Origin of the sequence: Ralstonia soli (assembly GCF_023955655.1) — a bacterium.
Taxonomy (GTDB): Bacteria; Pseudomonadota; Gammaproteobacteria; order Burkholderiales; family Burkholderiaceae; genus Ralstonia; species Ralstonia soli.
Map to the genome: position 1 here is coordinate 165,305 of NZ_JAMXHT010000005.1, position 17,115 is coordinate 182,419.

A 17,115-nucleotide genomic window follows, 5' to 3' on the forward strand; every position below is an offset into this window, starting at 1 on the left:
CATCATGACTGTGCGTAGGCGGGCTCGGCGGCGTCCACGCGCTCGCCATCGCTCGTCATGTCGCTGTCGGCATCGACATTGCGGGCCTGCGCCTGATACAGCTTGTAGTACGCCCCTTCGCGCGCGAGCAGTTCATCGTGGTTGCCCACCTCGACGATCTGGCCGCGGTCCATGACGACCAGGCGATCAGCCTTGCGCAGTGTCGACAGACGGTGCGCAATGGCAATGGTCGTGCGGCCCTGCACGAGGTTGTCGAGCGCCTTCTGGATTTCTTTCTCGGTGGTCGTATCCACCGACGACGTGGCCTCGTCCATGATCAGGATGCGCGGGTTGATGAGCAGCGCACGGGCAATCGAAATGCGCTGGCGCTCGCCGCCTGAGAGCGCTTGGCCACGTTCGCCCACCAGCGAATCGTAGCCGTGTGGCAGGCGCAGGATGAACTCGTGTGCGTGCGCAGCGCGCGCGGCGGCAACGATCTCTTCGCGCGTGGCATCGGGTTTGCCGTAGGCGATGTTGTCCGCAATCGTGCCGAAGAACAGGAACGGCTCCTGCAGCACGAGGCCGATGTTGCGGCGGAATTCCGAGATGGGCAGCGAGCGGATGTCGACACCGTCCACCCGGATCGCGCCTTCCGATACATCGTAGAAACGGCAGATCAGGTTGACGAGCGTGCTCTTGCCAGAGCCGCTGTGGCCCACCAGGCCGATCATCTCGCCTGGCTGGATCGACAGGTTCAGGCCGCGGATCACCGCCCGGTTGCCGTAGCGGAAGCCCAGATCGCGCAGCTCGATCGCGCCATTCACCTTCTCCAGGTGCGTGGGCTTGGCGGGCTCCGGCACGCTCGACACGTGGTCGAGGATGTCGAAGATCCGCTTGGCGCCGGCCGCGGCTTTCTGCGTGACCGACACGATACGGCTCATCGAATCCAGCCGCGTATAGAAACGGCTGATATAAGTCAGGAACGCCACCAGCACACCCACGGTGATGGCGCTGTGGCTGACTTGGTAGATCCCGAAGATCCACACCACAAGCAGGCCGATCTCGGTCAGCAGCGTCACCGTCGGGCTGAACATCGACCACACCGAGTTGACGCGGTCGTTGATGGCCAGGTTGTGCTTGTTGGCCTCGGCAAAGCGCGTGACTTCGCGCTTTTCCTGCGCGAACGCCTTGACCACGCGGATGCCCGGAATCGTATCGGCCAGCACGTTGGTGATTTCCGACCAGATCCGGTCAATCTTCTCGAAGCCGTGGCGCAGGCGGTCGCGCACCAGGTGGATCATCCACGCGATGAAGGGCAGCGGCACCAGCGTGACGAGCGCCAGCCACGGGTCGATCGACACCAGGATCACCGCCGTCATCGCGATCATCAGCACGTCGGTGGCGAAGTCGAGCAGGTGCAATGACAGGAATACGCTGATCCGGTCGCTCTCGGAGCCGATGCGCGCCATCAGGTCGCCGGTGCGCTTGCCGCCGAAGTATTCGAGCGACAGCTTGAGCAGGTGCTCGTACGTGGTGGTGCGCAGGTCGGCGCTGATGCGCTCGGACACGCGCGCCAGCAGGTAGGTGCGCGCCCAGCCCAGCGCCCACGCCACCAGTGCGGCACCGAACAGGCCCGAAAGGTAAAGCGCGACCAGGCTGTAATCGACCGGCTTGCCGTTCTGGAACGGGATCAGCACGTTGTCCATCAGCGGCATGGTCAGGTACGGCGGCACCAGCGTAGCGGCGGTGCCGAGCAGCAGCAGGGCGAAGCCGGCCGCCAATTCCCACTGGTACGGCCGGGCGAAGCGCCACAGGCGCAGCAGCGCCCACGTGGACGGCGGTTGCTCCAGCTCGCGGCTGCACTGTGGGCAGGTGTCTTCGCCGGGCGGCAGCGGCGCCTTGCAGGTCGGGCAGACGTCGTCGTCGACCTGCGTGGCGGGTGCGCCCTCGGTCAAGGCGTTGCGGCGCGCTTCGAACACGTCGGCCAGCCGCAGGGCGTCGGTGTTGTGGCCCAGCGTGTAGCGCCAACTGGCAAGGCGGCGCCGGCCGTCAGTCAGCTCCAGCGTGCCCACGCCGGCATGGTCGGTGTGCGATAGCGTCATGCCGGGGACGATGTCCCAGCTTTGCAAGTCCTTCTCGCCGGGGGCGCGCCCGATCAGGCGGCGATTCGTAACAACCAGCCACCCTTGGGTAAAATGCAGCCTTGCGTCCAGATCCAGCTGCAGTCCGGCCAGGACGGTTTCCTCAGGAGCGAGGCTCGTGTCGAGCTCGGCACTCCAGGGGGCCCGGATGGGCTCGGTAGCGGGGACGGACGTCGGGGAGGACTGGGTCATGATCGGCGCAAAGAACTCAAAAAGCGCGTCCAAATGGCCCCAAAAACAGCCCAAAACGGGAAAAGGACGAACATAAATCGGAGCAATGGTGCGGGTCGCGCGTCTGGCGGCCCAAAATTTTGCTCGCAAGTATACATAGCCGCGCGACCCCGGCGTTTGACGCGCTGCACAACGAGCTTCCAGCTCAAGAGGTCAACGCCAACGCCGTTGTAACGTTATTGAAAGGTTAGGCTCCGATTTCTCGGGCGTTTCGCCCACTGCTTTCCAAGCAAATTCGATGAAGAAGAAGGACATTGAGATTCTCGATGTCATGTCGCTGCGCGGCCCGAATATGTGGACATATCGGCCTGTGCTGGAGGCATGGGTCGACATTGGTGAACTGGAGGATTTCCCCTCCAACACGATTCCCGGGTTTTACGAACGCCTGTCGACATGGCTGCCCACGCTGATCGAGCATCGCTGCAGCCCCGGCGTGCGCGGCGGTTTCCTGATGCGCCTGCAGGAAGGCACGTGGCCCGGCCACATCCTGGAGCACGTCACCCTGGAGCTGCAGAACCTGGCCGGCATGCCGGGCGGTTTCGGCAAGGCGCGCGAGACCCCGGTCCGCGGCGTGTACAAGGTCATCGTCCGTGCCTGGCACGAACAGGTGACGCGCGCTGCGCTGGCGGCCGCGCGGGACTTGGTCATGGCCGCCATTGAAGACCGCCCCTACGATGTGGATGCGACCGTCGAACGCTTGCGCGACCTGGTGGAAGAGCACTGCCTCGGCCCCAGCACGGCATGCATCGTCGACGCCGCTACGGAGCGCGGTATTCCGTCGATTCGCCTGTCCGACGGCAACCTTGTGCAGCTCGGCTACGGCGCGCGCCAGCGCCGCATCTGGACGGCCGAGACCGATCGCACCAGCGCCATCGCCGAATCCATCTCGCGCGACAAGGACCTGACCAAGAGCCTGCTGCAATCGTGCGGCGTGCCTGTGCCGGAAGGCCGCATGGTCGACAGCGCCGAAGACGCCTGGGACGCCGCCGAAGACATCGGCGTGCCGGTGGTGGTCAAGCCGTACGACGGCAACCACGGCCGTGGCGTGTTCACGAACCTGATGACGCGCGAAGAGGTGGAAACCGCCTACGCCGTGGCCATTGAGGAGGGCAACGGCGTGATCGTCGAGCGCTTCGTCTCCGGCAACGAACACCGCCTGCTGGTGGTGGGGGGCCGCGTGGCGGCGGCGGCCATGGGCGAGACGGCTTCGGTCGTGGGCGATGGCACCTCCACCATCGACGCCCTGATCGAATCGCAGATCAACGCCGACCCGCGCCGTGGTCCCACCGAAGAGCATCCGCTGAACCCCGTGCGCCTGGATTCCGCCGCTCTGCTGGAACTCAAGCGCCAGGGCTATGCCGACGGCAGCGCCGTGCCGCCCGCTGGCCGCACCGTGCTGATCCAGCGCAACGGCAACGTCGCCTTTGACGTGACCGACCGTGTGCATCCGAGCGTGGCGGCCCATGCGTCGCTGGCGGCGCGGGTGGTCGGTCTGGACATTGCCGGTGTAGACCTCGTGGCCGAAGACATCTCGCGCCCGCTGGACGAACAGCGGGGCGCCATCGTGGAAGTCAACGCCGGGCCGGGCCTGCTGATGCATATCCGACCGGCCGAGGGCGAACCGCGCCCCGTGGGCCGCGCGATTGTCGATCACCTGTTCTCCGACAAGGATGGCGCGCAAGGGGGGGAACAAGACAGTGGCCGCATTCCCATCGTCGGCATCACGGGCACCAACGGCAAGACCGTGGTCGCCAAGCTGGTGGCGCAACTGCTGCAGCTGTCGGGCAAGCACACGGGCCTGGGCTGCAGCGACGGCCTGTTCCTGGACCGACGCCAGGTTGAAGCTGGGCACCAAGGCGGGCGCCGCGGCGACCGCGCTGCCTGGGATGCCTGCCACCGCATCCTGATGAACCGCGCGGTGGAAGCCGCCGTATTCGAAAGCGATAGCGGCATGATCCTCTCGCAGGGGCTGCCGTATGACCGCTGCCAGGTCGGTGTGGTCACCAATTTCGGCAAGCCGGACCACCTGGGCGATTTCTACGTCGAAGACGACGACCGCATGTATAGCGTCCTGCGCACGCAGATCGACGTGGTGCTGAAAACCGGCGTGGGTGTACTCAACGCCGCCGACGCGCGCTTGGTCGAGATGGCCGAGCTGTGCGACGGCGAGGTGATCTTCTTCGCCTTGTCGGGCGACCTGCCCGCCATTGCTGCGCACCGCGCTGCGGGCAAGCGCGCTGTGTTTGTGCGTGACGGCAAGGTGGTGCTCGCCACCGGCGCGAGTGAAGTGGCGCTTGCCGACGTGTCGGCCATCCCGCTCGCCTACGGCGGCCGCGTGCCGTTCCAGGTCGAGAACGTGCTGGCCGCCGTGGCCACCGGCTGGGCGCTGGGCATTTCGAATGACCTGATCCGCGCCGGCATTGTCACGTTCGACGTGGGCCAGGTGGACGTGCCGGGCCGCTTCACGCTGTTCCAGCACAGCGGCGCCACGATCGTGGTGGACGACGCGCACAACGCATCGGCACTCGAGGCACTGGCTGGCGCGCTGGAACACTTCCCGGCCAAGCGCCGCACGCTGGTGTTCGGCGCCGGCCTGCAACGCCGCGACGAAGACCTCGTGGCGCAGGGCACCGCCATCGGCCAGGCCTTCGACCGCGTGCTCCTGTGCGAAGACACGAGCGTCCAGCGCGAGCAGTCCGAGGCGCAGGCGCACGCGCTGCTCAAGCAAGGGCTGCAGGCTGGGGGCCGCGTGGCCGAGATCGTGGTCGACGGAGGCAAGCGCCGGGATGCCGTGGAAGCGGCCCTGTCGCAGCTCGCGGCCGGTGATCTGCTGGTCCTGCAAGGCGACGAATGCGCGATCGAGGCCACCGTCGAACAGGTACACCAGTGGATGGGCCGCGCGGAACAGCGCGCCTGAACCCCACAAGCACAACGGAAAGCCGACTGTATGGAAGTCTCTCGTATCCGCGCCCTGCGCGGCCCGAATCTCTGGTGTCGTCACACGGCCATCGAAGCCATCGTGGCGTGTTCGGATCATTCGCTCCTGCTGACCGAACTGCCGGGCTTTGAAGATCGCCTGCGGGCGCGCTTCCCGGCCATCGGTCCGCTGCGCCCGGACGACGAAGCCGATGCGCCATCGATGGCGCATGCACTGGAAGCCGCCGCACTCGGCCTGCAGGCCGCTGCGGGCTGCCCGGTGACTTTTGGCCACACCGAGCCCACGCTCGAACCCGGCACCTACCAGGTGGTGGTCGAATACAGCGAAGAGGAGGTCGGGCGACTGGCGTTCGAGCTGGCCGGCCAGCTCTGCCTGGCCGCGCGCGACGACCTGCCGTTCGATCTGGACGACGCGCTGCATCGCCTGCGCGAGCTCGACGAAGACGTGCGCCTGGGGCCGAGCACCGGTTCCATCGTCTATGCGGCCGTGGCGCGCGGCATTCCATACCGCCGGCTGACGCAGGGGTCGATGGTGCAGTTTGGCTGGGGCAGCAAGCAGCGCCGCATCCAGGCCGCCGAGACTGACATGACCAGCGCCGTGGCCGAGTCCATCGCGCAGGACAAGGATCTGACCAAGACCCTGCTGCACGCGGCCGGCGTGCCGGTGCCGCTCGGCCGTTCCGTCACCAGCGCCGAAGAGGCCTGGGAAGCCGCGCAGGAAATCAACGGCCCGGTGGTGGTCAAGCCGCGCGACGGCAACCAGGGCAAGGGCGTGGCGGTGCGCATCCGCACCCGCGAAGAAGTGATGACGGCCTACGAGGTAGCAGCCGACATTTCATCGGACGTGATCGTCGAGCGCTATATCCCGGGCCACGATTTCCGCCTGCTCGTGGTGGGCAAGCATCTGGTGGCGGCTGCGCGCCGCGACCCGCCGCAAGTCATCGGCGATGGAAAGCACACCGTGCGTGAGCTGGTCGACGAAGTGAACCGTGACCCGCGCCGCGGCGAAGGGCATGCCACATCGCTCACCAAGATCCGCTTTGACGACATCGCGCTGGCCACGCTTGCCAAGCAGGGCCTCTCTGCCGACGCCGTGCCGCCCAAGGGCACGCGCGTGGTCTTGCGCAACAACGCAAACCTTTCCACCGGTGGCAGCGCGACCGACGTGACCGACGACGTCCATCCGGCCATCGCCGCACGCGCCGTGGCAGCCGCGCAGATGGTCGGCCTCGACATCTGCGGCGTGGACGCCGTGTGCGAAACGATGCTCAAGCCGTTCGAGGACCAGGCCGGCGGCATCGTCGAGGTGAATGCCGCGCCTGGCCTGCGCATGCACCTGCAGCCGTCGTACGGCAAGGGTCGCGCAGTGGGCGAAGCCATCGTCTCGACGATGTTTGCCGACGGCGATGACGGCCGCATCCCTGTGGTGGCGGTCTCCGGCACCAACGGCAAGACGACGACGGTGCGCCTGATCACGCATTTGCTGGCCACAAGTGGCCTGCGCATGGGCATGACCGGCACCGACGGCGTGTATATCCGAGGCCAGCGCATCGACACCGGCGACTGCAGCGGCCCGCGCAGCGCGCGCAACGTGCTGATGCATCCGGACGTGGACGCTGCCGTCTTCGAAACCGCGCGCGGCGGCCTGTTGCGCGAGGGCCTGGCCTTCGACCGTTGCGACGTGGCCGTGGTGACCAACGTGGGCGAGGGCGACCACCTGGGCCTGAACTACATCAGCACGGTCGAGGACTTGGCCGTGCTCAAGAGCGTGATCGTGCAGAACGTGGCGCCGCACGGCATGGCCGTGCTCAACGCCGCTGACCCGATGGTCGCGCGCATGGCCGACGGGTGCCCCGGCTCCGTCACCTTCTTCGCGCAGGACGCTAGCCTGCCGACCATGGCACTGCACCGCGCTCAGGGCAAGCGCGTGGTGTTTGTCGATGGCGGCGAGATCGTGGCCACCGAAGGCAGCAATACGGAAATGCGCGAAACGCGCATCGCACTGGCCGACATTCCGCTCACGCGCAACGGCACGATCGGTTTCCAGGTCGAGAACGCGATGTCGTCGATTGCCGCAGCGTGGGCGCTGGGCATCGACTGGGCGGTCATCCGCCGCGGGTTGGCCACGTTCGTGAACGATGCCGCCACGGCGCCGGGGCGCTTCAACCTGTTCGACTACAAGGGCGCTACGCTGATTGCGGATTACGGCCACAACCCGGATGCCATCCAGGCGCTGTGCAACGCCGTGGCCACCATGCCGGCGCAGCGCCGGTCGGTGGTGATCAGCGGTGCGGGCGATCGTCGTGACGAGGACATCCGCAAGCAGACGCAGATCCTCGGCGGTGTGTTTGATGACGTCGTGCTGTATGAGGATCAGTGCCAGCGTGGCCGTGAGGATGGTGAAGTGTTAGCGCTGCTGCGTGAAGGGCTGCAGGGGGCGCAACGCACTAGCCGCATTGATGAGATTCGCGGTGAGTTTCTGGCTATCGATACGGCGTTGGGGCGGTTGCAGCCTGGTGATCTTTGCTTGATCTTGATTGATCAGGTGGAGGAGGCGCTGGAGCATATTGCTAAGCGCGTTGCTGAATGAGTTGGAACCCCGGTTGAGTGATCGCCGGGGTTTTGTTTTTGTGGTCCATCCCCGTTTCGTGCCCGGCAGGGGATGAAACCACGAGTGCACCATTCGGCGTCGAGCGCCGCGCCATGCGTGCCGGAGAACGCTTCTGCGACACACATGGCGTAGCGGCTCGGCACCTGATCCATCAGGCACACGCCATCAGATCCGCCACGCCCTGGCTGGCCTCGGCGCGGATGCTTGCCACATCCAGCCCGCACACCACACCTTCGTCCACCACCACGCGGCCAGCGATGATGCTGGTGCGCACGGTGATGGGCTCGCCGGCCGCCACCGGCGCGAGCGCCGGGTCGTGGAAGCCGTAGAAGCGCGGGTGGTTGATGTCGTAGAGCACCAGATCGGCCGCTTGGCCGACTTGCAGCGTGCCGACTTCGCCCAGGCCCAGCACGCGCGCACCGCCGGCCGTGGCCCAATGGATGACGTCTTCGGCCGTGGTGGCGCTGGCGCCCTGTGCGGCACGGTGGATCAGCCAGGTGGTGTTGACTTCGCCGGTCATGCTGCCCGATTCGTTCGACGCCACGCCATCCACCCCCAGCGACACCGGCACGCCGGCCGCGGCCATTTGCGGCACCGGTGCGATGCCGCTGCCCAGCCGGCTGTTGCTGACAGGGCAGTGCGCGATACCCGTGCCGGTTTGCGCGAGCATGCGGATCTCTCCGGGCTGCAGGTGCACCATGTGCGCGAACCAGACGTCCGGCCCCAGCCACTCGTGCTCGGCGACGAACTCGACCGGCAGGCAGTTGTACTTCTCGCGGCAGAAGCGCACGTAGTTGTCGGTTTCTGACAGGTGCGTGTGCATGCGCAGGTTCAGCGCGCGTGCCACGTGCGCCATTTCCGCCAGCAGGGCCGGCGGCAACGAGAACGTGGGCGTGGTCGGGGCGACCACCACGCGGCGCATCGCGTCAGGGGCCTCGTCGTGATAGCGATTTTTGAGCCGCTCGATGTCGGCCACCATCTGGTCGAACGTCTCGGGCTGCAGCGCCGTCTTCGAGAAACCCGGGTGGCTGCTGGCCGATTCAACGGCGCCACCGCGGCACAGTACAAAGCGCATGCCGAACTCGTCGGCCACGTCGAACAGCATGTCGCCCGACTCGGTGCTGCCGCCGGCGTGATAGAGGTAGTGGTGATCGGCACACGTGGTGGCGCCCGACAGCAGCAACTCTGCCATGCCCAGGCGCGCGGCAGTGCGCATCAGCGCCGGCGTGAACAGCGGCAGGCGCGGATACGGCACGCTGGCGAGCCACCCCTGCAGGTCCTGGTTCATGCCTTCCGGCACGGCCTTGAGCAGGTTCTGGAACAGATGATGGTGCGTGTTGATCCAGCCCGGGTAGACGAGGCAGTCGCTGGCGTCGATCACGCGCTCGCCGGGGCGGGGCATGAGGTCGGGGCCCATTTCGGCGATGCGGCCGCCGGCGATGCGGATGTCGACGGCGCCCGCGCGCGCGGCGTCACCGCGCAGGCCGGTCATGACCGCCATGGGGCGGCGGATCAGGATGTCTTGCGGCGTGTTGTGCATGGAGGTGTCCGGTGGAAAGTCAGGCACGGCCAGCCGTGCGCACGATGTTGGATGGCACGTGCGCTTCTTCGGTACCGTTGAGCAGCAGGTTCAGCGCCACCGACACCAGGCAGGCGATGACCACGCCGCTGTGCAGGAACGGCTGCGCCCAGTCGGGCATCTGCTTGAACAGCGCCGGGGCGAGCACGGGGATCAGCGCGGCAGCAATCGTGAAGCCCACGATCAGCACGTTGTAGCGGTTTTCTTCATAGTCCACGCGCGCCAGCGTCTGAATGCCCGCGGCAGCCACCACACCGAACATGGCGATACCGGCACCGCCCAGCGCGGCCGGAGGCGTTGCGGCAATCACGGCGCCGGCCTTGGGCACCAGCGCCACCAGGCACATCAGCACGCCGCTCACGGCCACCACCCAGCGGCTGCGCACGCCGGTGAGCACCACCAGGCCGACGTTTTCCATGAAGGCGATGAACGGGAAGGCCGCGAACATGCCGGCAATGGCGCTGGCCAGGCCGTTGGCACGCAGGCCGTTGATGGCTTCTTCCTCGTGGATGGGCTTTTCGACGATGTCGCCGATGGCCAGGAACAGGCCCATCGATTCCACCATCTGCACGATCATCACCACGATCATGGTCAGCGCAGGCACCAGGGCAAAGATGGGCATCCCGAAGTGGAACGGTACGGGCAGCGTGGCCCACGGCGCATCTGCCACGCCGTGGAAGTCGCCCATGCCCAGGGCGTAGCCGAGCAGCGTGCCGACGATCATGCCGATCAGCACAGCAAGATTGCGCAGCAGCGGGGTGCCGAAGCGGTTGATGAGGAGGATGGTGAGCACGACGATGACCGCGACCATCAGGTACAGCGGCGCACCGAAGTTGCCGGCGTTGCGCCCGCCGCCCACCCAGTCATAGGCGACCGGAAAGAGCTGCAGGCCGATGACGGTCACGATGCAGCCCGTGACCACCGGTGGAAAAAATCGCCGCAGCCGCCCCACCAGCGGTGCGGCGAGCAGCGTAAACAGCCCGGCCGTGATGACCGCACCGCACACGCCCGCGAAACCCACGGCAGGGTTGGTGCCGATGGCGATGACCGGCCCTACGCTGCTGAACGCGACCCCCTGCAGGATCGGCAACCGTACCCCGAATTTCCAGAACCCGATGGTCTGCAGCAGCGTGGCGATGCCCGAGCAGAACAACGTTGTGCTGATGAGGACAATGGTGTCCGCCTGCGACATCTTGAGCGCCGATGCAATGATCAACGGCACCGCGATGGCGCCGATGTACGACACCGCCATATGCTGCAAGCCCAGCGTCAACATCTGTCGGGTCGACAAAATCTGGTCGACCGGGTGTACGGTTGCTGTCATGGTTGTCTCCTGATTGTGATGCCCGAGGCGTGCCAGTGGCCGCCGTCGGGTCAATGGAGTGTCATGGCATGGTCATCTCGCCAGACACGCGTTGAAACCGTCCTGCAGGGCCGCACGATCAAGGTTGCGGCCGATGAAGACGATCTTGCTGCTGCGCGCTTCGTTGCCCCAGGGCTGCGTCGCGCGAAAGTCGATGAGGCTGTGCACGCCCTGCAGCACGTAGCGCTGTGACTGTCCCTGCACAGCCAGGATGCCCTTCATGCGGAACAGTGTTTCCGCTTGCGCGTTGCGCAGGGTTTCGATCCAGGCGTGGAAGCGGGCGAGGTCCACGTCAGCGGGCACGTCAAAGCCCACTGAGCTGACGCTCGGATCGTGCTGGTGGTCATGCGCGTCGGCATGGGCGTGCTCATGATCGTGGTCGTGTTCGTCGTGATCATGGTGGTCATGATCGTGGTGCTCGCCATGGTCAGCATCGGCGCCGATCTCCAGCAGCTTCTGCGTGGCCTCGAAGGCGCCCACGCCGATGATCTTGTCCAGGTCGATCTCCGCATAGCTGGAGGTGACGATGTCGGCCGTGGCGTTCAAACCTCGGATGCGCCCGCGCAGCGCGTCGATGGCACCTGCGTCCACCAGGTCCATCTTGTTGATGACGATGCGGTCTGCGCAGACGATCTGGTCGACGGCCTGGTTGTCGACGCCGTCGAGCTGCAGGTCGTCCAGATGCGCGCCGATGTGCTTGGCGTCGACCATGGTGACGATGGCATCCAGCTCCACGTGCTCGGCGATCGGGTCGTCGATGAAGAACGACTGCGCCACCGGGTACGGATCGGCCAGGCCGCTGGTTTCCACCAGGATGTGGTCAAGCCGCTCGGGCCGTGCGACGAGCTGGCGCACGATGCGCACGAGGTCTTCGCGCACTTCGGCCGTGCAGCACACGCAGCCGTTGACCATCTCGTAGATCTCTTCGTTTTCGGAGGCCATCACGAGGCCGCCGTCGATGCCGACCTCGCCGAATTCGTTTTCGATCACGGCGATCTTGCGGCCGTGGTTTTCGCGCAGGATGGTGTTGAGCAGCGTGGTTTTGCCGGCGCCCAGGAAGCCGGTCAGGATGGTGACCGGAATCTTGGTGTTCGGGCCGGGCAGGTGGGCGTGCGCCGTGGTGTGCGAGGTCATGCGATCTCCTTGTCGAGCGTGGGTGGGGTACGGACTAGGGTAGGTAAGGCTTCTTCGCCCCAACGCAGGGCGGTGCCGGCATCGAGCCCGAAGAGGTCGAGTACGCGGCCGAGGGTGTGGTCGATCATGTCGTCCAACGTATTGGGTCGCGCATAGAAGGCCGGCACGGGCGGGGCGACGATGGCGCCCATCTCCGTGACGGCCTGCATGTTGCGCAGGTGTGCAAGCGTGAATGGCGTCTCGCGCGCCATCAGTACCAGCGGACGGCGCTCCTTGAGCGTGACATCCGCTGCGCGGGTCAGCAGCGTCGACGAGACACCGGTGGCGATTTCCGCCAGCGATTTCATCGAACACGGCGCCACGATCATCCCGAGCGCGCGAAACGATCCGCTGGCAATGCCGGCGGCCATGTCGTCTGCCCGGTGGTAATGCGTGGCGCGGTCGATCACGTCGGCCAGCTTGTACGGCGTTTCGTGCGTCATCGTCAGCAAGGCGGACCGCGTGACGACGAGGTGCGTTTCCACCTCCAGCGCCCGCAGCAGCTCCAGCAGGCGCACGCCGTAGATGAAGCCCGACGCCCCGCTGATGCCGACCACCATGCGCGGCGGCGCAGCGGGACGGAGATGGCGGCCAATCATGATTGCACCCCTGCCTGACGAAGGATCTCGCCCGCCCGCGCGATGACGGCCGGATCGAGGCGCGCGCGGATGCCTTCGAAGCCGGCGCCGCGCGTGGCATCAATGCCCATGCGCGAGGTCGTGCCGTGTACCGACGACGACGGATCGAGCGGGCTGCCCGGCAGGCCATCGATCATGAACAGATCCTGATGCGGCTGGAAATGCGTGGCCATGGCCCACAGCACCTGCTCGTCCTGCTGCAGATCGATGTCCGAATCGACGGCGATTACGGTCTTGAGGTACGGGTCCCAGCCGAGCAGGGCCAGCATGATCTGGCGTGCTTCACCGTCACGTGTCGGGTTGAGCGCCACGTAGCAGTGGAAGTGCGTGCCCGAGTTGGGGTAGTGCAGTGCCGTCACCGAGGGGAAGCGCGCCTTGAGCTTCTCGCTCATCTCGGCCTCGCGTGGCAGGCGGGCCAGCGTCAGGTGCTCGGCGTACTGGCCGCCTACCACGTCGACGAGCCACGCATCGCGCCGGCGCATCAACGAATCGATGCGCAGCACGTTGTTGGTGGAGCGGTCTGACGAATAGCCGGTGAATTCGCCGAACGGACCTTCTTCCGCATAGGCTGCCGGGTCGATGGTGCCCTCGAGCACGAACTCGGCGGCCGCCGGCACGCCGATGCCGTAGCGCGGCGTGCGCACGATATCGAGCGGCGCACCCAGCAGGCCACCGGCCACGGCGCGTTCGTCGGCGCCGAAGGGCAGGCGCGCCGCAGCGGCCAGCATGAACAGCGGATGCGCGCCCACCACCATCGCCACGCGCAGCACGTCGCCGCGCTCGCGGGCGGCTTGCAGCATGCGCCACAGGTGCCCGCGCGAGTGCAGGCTGGTGGCCAGCGCGTTGCGTGCGTGTCGCATCGAGCGGTGGTAGCTCATGTTCGCCACGCCCGTCACCGGGTCTTCGGCCACGATGATGGCGTTGGTGACGTAGGGGGCGCGGTCGCTCTCGAAGTGCTTGATCATCGGCAGCAGCGCAACGTCCACCGCATCGCCCTCGATCACCTCGTCGGTGATGGGCCCGTGTGAAACGACACGCGGTGCGATGGGGGCGTTGGCACGCGCCTGGAAGGCATCGTGCAGTTGCTGCGGCGGCACGTCGAACAACCGCGCCAGCCGTGACCGCGAGGCAAAGACATTGGTGACCAGCGGCACCTGCAGGCCGCTGACCCGCTCGCAGACCAGCATGGGGTTCCGGTTGCGCGCAGCAAGCTGGTCGATGACGGCGGTGACATCCTGGTCGGCGGAAACGCCGCTACGCAGGGTCAGCACATCATCCGGATACAGCTCGCGATAGAGATTGGCGAAGACGTGGAAGTCCTGGCCTTCGCCAAGCCGGGTCATGCTCATGGCACACCTCGCTAGAGGCGGGCGCCCACACCACTGAGGCGCGGCGCCCGCGGGATCGGCGCTCAGGCCGCTTCTGCTGTCTGGACGTAGGTCGACTTCAGGCGCAGTTCCGCCTCGGCCAGGTCCTTGGGCGGCTTGGTGGGCTCGATGCCGACCAGTCGCGCAATGTTGTTGCCCAGATAGTCTTCGAGGTGGTCTTCGTCGATGCCCAGCCCCTGCGGCGGCGCCGAGCACAGCACCTCCAGCTCGCGCAGCCACATGCCCGGCTCGTTGGGCGGCGAATCGGTGCCGAAGACGATCTTGTCGCGCGGCAGCTGCTTCGCGAATTCAACGATGCGCGACTGGAAGCACCAACCCGATTCGCAGTACACGTTGGGCGTGTCCATCGCCATCCAGAACGCCTCGAACGAGTAGTTGCCGCCCGTCTGGATACCGAAGTGGCCGATGATGAAGTTCACCATCGGGAACTCGCGGATGATCGGGTAGAACATTGTCGGGATGGTGTACGGGCCGTCGCCGGTGTGGATCAGCACCACGATGTTGTACTTGGCGCAGACCTTCATGGCCGGGCGCAGCCAGTCCAGTGCGCGGTCGGGGCGGTAGCCGTGCATGTTGGCGTGCAGCTTGACCATCTTGAAGCCGTATTCCTTGATGTGGAATTCCAGCTCCGCCGCGCCGTTTTCCGGGCCCCAGCGCGGGTTGAAGGTGAAGTTGCCGATGAAGCGGTCGGGGTACTTCTGCGTGAGCTCGGCGATGTACGACATGTAGTCGCGAATGCCCTCGCGGCCACGGCGGTTGCCGTCGCGGTAGCCGGTGTTGCCCGGCGGCGGCTGGATGAAGCCCATGTCGATGCGGCGCGGCTTGCCGTTGATCATGTAGGGGCCGTCCATCAGCTGGATCATGCGCTCGCCGTTGAACGGCGTGCCGGTGTGGCGCCAGGCCTCGTCGACGAGGTTGGTCGGGTGCAGATGGGTATCGATAATCATGTGTGCGCTCCGTGCGGTCTGCGGTGGCTCAGGCGACAGCCAGCGCGAGCTGCGCTTCGGCTTCGGCCACGGTCTTGGGCGGACGGGTCGGCTCCAGGCCGATCATGCGGGCGATGTTGTTGCCCAGGTAATCCTCGAGCGTGTCTTCGTCGAGGTTCAGGCCCTGCGGCGGGTCCATGCACAGCACTTCCAGCAGGCGCAGCCACATGCCGGGCTCGTTGGGCGGCGTGTCGGTGCCGAACAGGATCTTGTGCTTGGGCAGTACCTTGGCGAATTCGACGATGCGCGACTGCAGGCACCAGCCCGATTCGCAGTACACGTTGGGCAGCTCCATCGCCCACTGCATCGGCTCGAACACGTACACACCGCCGGTCTGCACACCGAAGTGCGCCATGATGAAATCGACGTTCGGGAACCGCTTGATCATCGGAATCCATTCCGACGGGATGCTGTAGGGGCCGTCACCGGTATGCAGCTTGACGGGCACGCCCAGCTCGGCGCATTTCTCGAAGGCCGGTATCACCCAGTCCAGTGCGCGGTCGGGCCGGTAGGCGTGCATGTTGGCCTGCATCTGGACCATCTTGAAGCCGTGCTCCTTGACGTAGCGCTCGATGGCTTCCACGCCGTTCTGCACGCCGCAGCGCGGGTTGTAGACGAAGCAGCCCAGGAAGCGGTCGGGGTACGTCTGCACCATCTTGAGGGTGTACGCCATGTAGGCGTCGATGGACTCGCGGCCCGTGAGCTCGCCGTCCGTCCACGTATAGATGGTGTTGCCCTGCGGCGGCTGGATGAAGGCCTTGTCGATACGGCGTGGCTTGCCGTTGATCATGTAGGGGCCGTCCATCATTTCGAGCAGGCGCTCGCCGGTGAAGGGGTCGCCGTCGTGCCACCACGCGAGGTCCACCAGGTCGGTGGGGTAGCAGCTGATGTCGATGATCATCGTTGGATCTCCTGATGACTGGGAGGAAGCGTGATGGCTTCCCGGTGAGGGCAGGCACGTCCTGCAGCGCGGCGCTCTTGCTAGGCGTGTGCCTTCCCCTCGCCGGATCGCGTGATGCCGGATGCGTGCTGCTTGGGGCGCAGTATCGGAGTCGGGGGCGGGGGCCGGCCAATACTATTTGGCGGCGGTCTTGATACGTTGCCGATATCGGCAAGAGCGCGGCAAGCGGGCGGGAAGGAGCGGAAGGAGAAAAGCGGCGGCTCAGCCGCCCAGCGTGTCGCGCGCGAGTTGCTGCACGGCATTCACCACGGCTCGGGCACGTTCGCCCTGGCCGCGTTGCCAGACGGCATAGAGGTTGTAGTGCGCGGGGATGGTCACATCGGTCAACTGAACGAGGCGGCCATGCTGCAGCGCATCGGCGGCCAGCAGGCCGCGCACCAGCGCCACGCCGATGCCGGCCTCGGCCGCTGACACCATGTTGGCCGCGTTGTCGAAGGCGGCCACCACGGCTGGCTCCAGCGGCTCCTGTGCGGCCGCGTCGAGCCAAGGAATCCACGAGCGGCGTGTGTAGCCCAGCAGCGGCAACGCCATCATGGCCGACGGCGCCATCGGCACCTGCACGCCATGCCGCTCCAAGAGGGCAGGCGCCGCTACGGCGGTGACGTGGTCGCCACAGATCAGCGCCATCTCGCAGTCATCCCATTCGCCGTAGCCGTAGCGCAACGACACATCCACGCGCTCGAACGAGGGCCGCTCGCCGCGCGTGGTGGACAGGAACATCACCTGATAGCCCGGCAGCGCCGCGAGCAACTGCGGCAGCCGCGCATTCAGCCAGCCCTGCGCCAGCTCGCTGTCGACATCGACGATGAGGGTTTGCGGCACGCGCCGGTTGCGCACCGAAGACAGCGCCCGGTCCACCTGCCCGAAGCCGTCGGTGAGCATGCTGGCGAAGAGCTGGCCGGCGTCGGTCAGCACGATGCCGCCGGCCTCGCGCACGAACAGCGGCTGGCCGATGAACTCCTCCAGCGAGCGGATCTGCTGGCTGATGGCGCTGTGCGTCAGGTCCAGCTGCTGCGCGGCCTTGGTAAAGCTACCGGTGCGGGCGGCCTGCAGGAAGGCATGCATCGACTGGATCGACGGATAACGCTTGTACATGGCGGCCTTGGCTGGGTTGTTAGTTCGACTTAC

Annotated in this window: 11 protein-coding genes; 2 read left to right on the forward strand and 9 right to left on the reverse strand. The window is 66.3% G+C overall.

What is annotated here, in order from left to right; translation table 11 throughout:
* Positions 1-2 precede the first annotated feature (2 nt).
* Positions 3-2,312, reverse strand: a complete 2,310-nt coding sequence (locus NG900_RS13940) for a cyanophycin metabolism-associated ABC transporter (protein WP_252681294.1) — start codon at positions 2,310-2,312, stop codon at positions 3-5.
* A gap of 277 nt (positions 2,313-2,589) precedes the next feature.
* On the opposite strand from NG900_RS13940, the gene cphA (NG900_RS13945) reads away from it, so the two are divergent.
* A complete protein-coding gene (gene cphA, locus NG900_RS13945; RefSeq protein WP_252681296.1) occupies positions 2,590-5,268 on the forward strand; it encodes a cyanophycin synthetase in 2,679 nt (892 codons plus the stop codon).
* Between the two features lie 30 nt (positions 5,269-5,298).
* On the forward strand, positions 5,299-7,878 hold the full coding sequence (gene cphA, locus NG900_RS13950) for a cyanophycin synthetase (protein WP_252681298.1): 2,580 nt from the start codon (positions 5,299-5,301) through the stop codon (positions 7,876-7,878).
* Between the two features lie 172 nt (positions 7,879-8,050).
* On the opposite strand, the gene NG900_RS13955 is transcribed toward cphA (NG900_RS13950), so the two are convergent.
* From NG900_RS13955 to NG900_RS13990, 8 genes are all read right to left on the reverse strand, one after another.
* Positions 8,051-9,439 (reverse strand): amidohydrolase family protein, encoded by a 1,389-nt coding sequence (locus tag NG900_RS13955; protein WP_252681300.1) that lies wholly within the window; start codon positions 9,437-9,439, stop codon positions 8,051-8,053.
* A gap of 19 nt (positions 9,440-9,458) precedes the next feature.
* Positions 9,459-10,802, reverse strand: a complete 1,344-nt coding sequence (locus NG900_RS13960; RefSeq protein ID WP_252681302.1) for a nucleobase:cation symporter-2 family protein — start codon at positions 10,800-10,802, stop codon at positions 9,459-9,461.
* A 72-nt stretch (positions 10,803-10,874) separates the two neighbouring features.
* Positions 10,875-11,975, reverse strand: coding sequence for a CobW family GTP-binding protein (locus NG900_RS13965; protein WP_252681304.1), 1,101 nt, complete (start codon positions 11,973-11,975; stop codon positions 10,875-10,877).
* A complete protein-coding gene (locus NG900_RS13970) occupies positions 11,972-12,613 on the reverse strand; it encodes a UbiX family flavin prenyltransferase (protein WP_252681306.1) in 642 nt (213 codons plus the stop codon). Before NG900_RS13970 ends, NG900_RS13965 begins: the two co-directional genes overlap by 4 nt.
* Entirely contained in the window at positions 12,610-14,001 is a 1,392-nt protein-coding gene (locus tag NG900_RS13975) for a UbiD family decarboxylase (protein WP_252681309.1), read from the reverse strand. Before NG900_RS13975 ends, NG900_RS13970 begins: the two co-directional genes overlap by 4 nt.
* Before the next feature lie 62 nt (positions 14,002-14,063).
* Positions 14,064-14,987, reverse strand: coding sequence for an amidohydrolase family protein (locus tag NG900_RS13980; RefSeq protein WP_252681312.1), 924 nt, complete (start codon positions 14,985-14,987; stop codon positions 14,064-14,066).
* Between the two features lie 28 nt (positions 14,988-15,015).
* Positions 15,016-15,927: an amidohydrolase family protein gene (locus NG900_RS13985; RefSeq protein WP_252681313.1), complete on the reverse strand. Its 912-nt coding sequence runs from the start codon at positions 15,925-15,927 to the stop codon at positions 15,016-15,018.
* Positions 15,928-16,188: 261 nt separating this feature from the next.
* On the reverse strand, positions 16,189-17,082 hold the full coding sequence (locus NG900_RS13990; protein ID WP_252681315.1) for a LysR family transcriptional regulator: 894 nt from the start codon (positions 17,080-17,082) through the stop codon (positions 16,189-16,191).
* Between the last annotated feature and the right edge of the window lie 33 nt (positions 17,083-17,115).

Coding starts and splice junctions, on each gene's coding strand:
- NG900_RS13955 (WP_252681300.1), bottom strand. CDS start 9,439: ATGCACAACACGCCGCAAGACATCCTGATCCGCCGCCCCATGGCGGTC.
- NG900_RS13965 (WP_252681304.1), bottom strand. CDS start 11,975: ATGACCTCGCACACCACGGCGCACGCCCACCTGCCCGGCCCGAACACC.
- NG900_RS13980 (WP_252681312.1), bottom strand. CDS start 14,987: ATGATTATCGATACCCATCTGCACCCGACCAACCTCGTCGACGAGGCC.
- NG900_RS13985 (WP_252681313.1), bottom strand. CDS start 15,927: ATGATCATCGACATCAGCTGCTACCCCACCGACCTGGTGGACCTCGCG.
- cphA (WP_252681296.1), top strand. CDS start 2,590: ATGAAGAAGAAGGACATTGAGATTCTCGATGTCATGTCGCTGCGCGGC.
- NG900_RS13990 (WP_252681315.1), bottom strand. CDS start 17,082: ATGTACAAGCGTTATCCGTCGATCCAGTCGATGCATGCCTTCCTGCAG.
- NG900_RS13975 (WP_252681309.1), bottom strand. CDS start 14,001: ATGAGCATGACCCGGCTTGGCGAAGGCCAGGACTTCCACGTCTTCGCC.
- cphA (WP_252681298.1), top strand. CDS start 5,299: ATGGAAGTCTCTCGTATCCGCGCCCTGCGCGGCCCGAATCTCTGGTGT.
- NG900_RS13940 (WP_252681294.1), bottom strand. CDS start 2,312: ATGACCCAGTCCTCCCCGACGTCCGTCCCCGCTACCGAGCCCATCCGG.
- NG900_RS13970 (WP_252681306.1), bottom strand. CDS start 12,613: ATGATTGGCCGCCATCTCCGTCCCGCTGCGCCGCCGCGCATGGTGGTC.
- NG900_RS13960 (WP_252681302.1), bottom strand. CDS start 10,802: ATGACAGCAACCGTACACCCGGTCGACCAGATTTTGTCGACCCGACAG.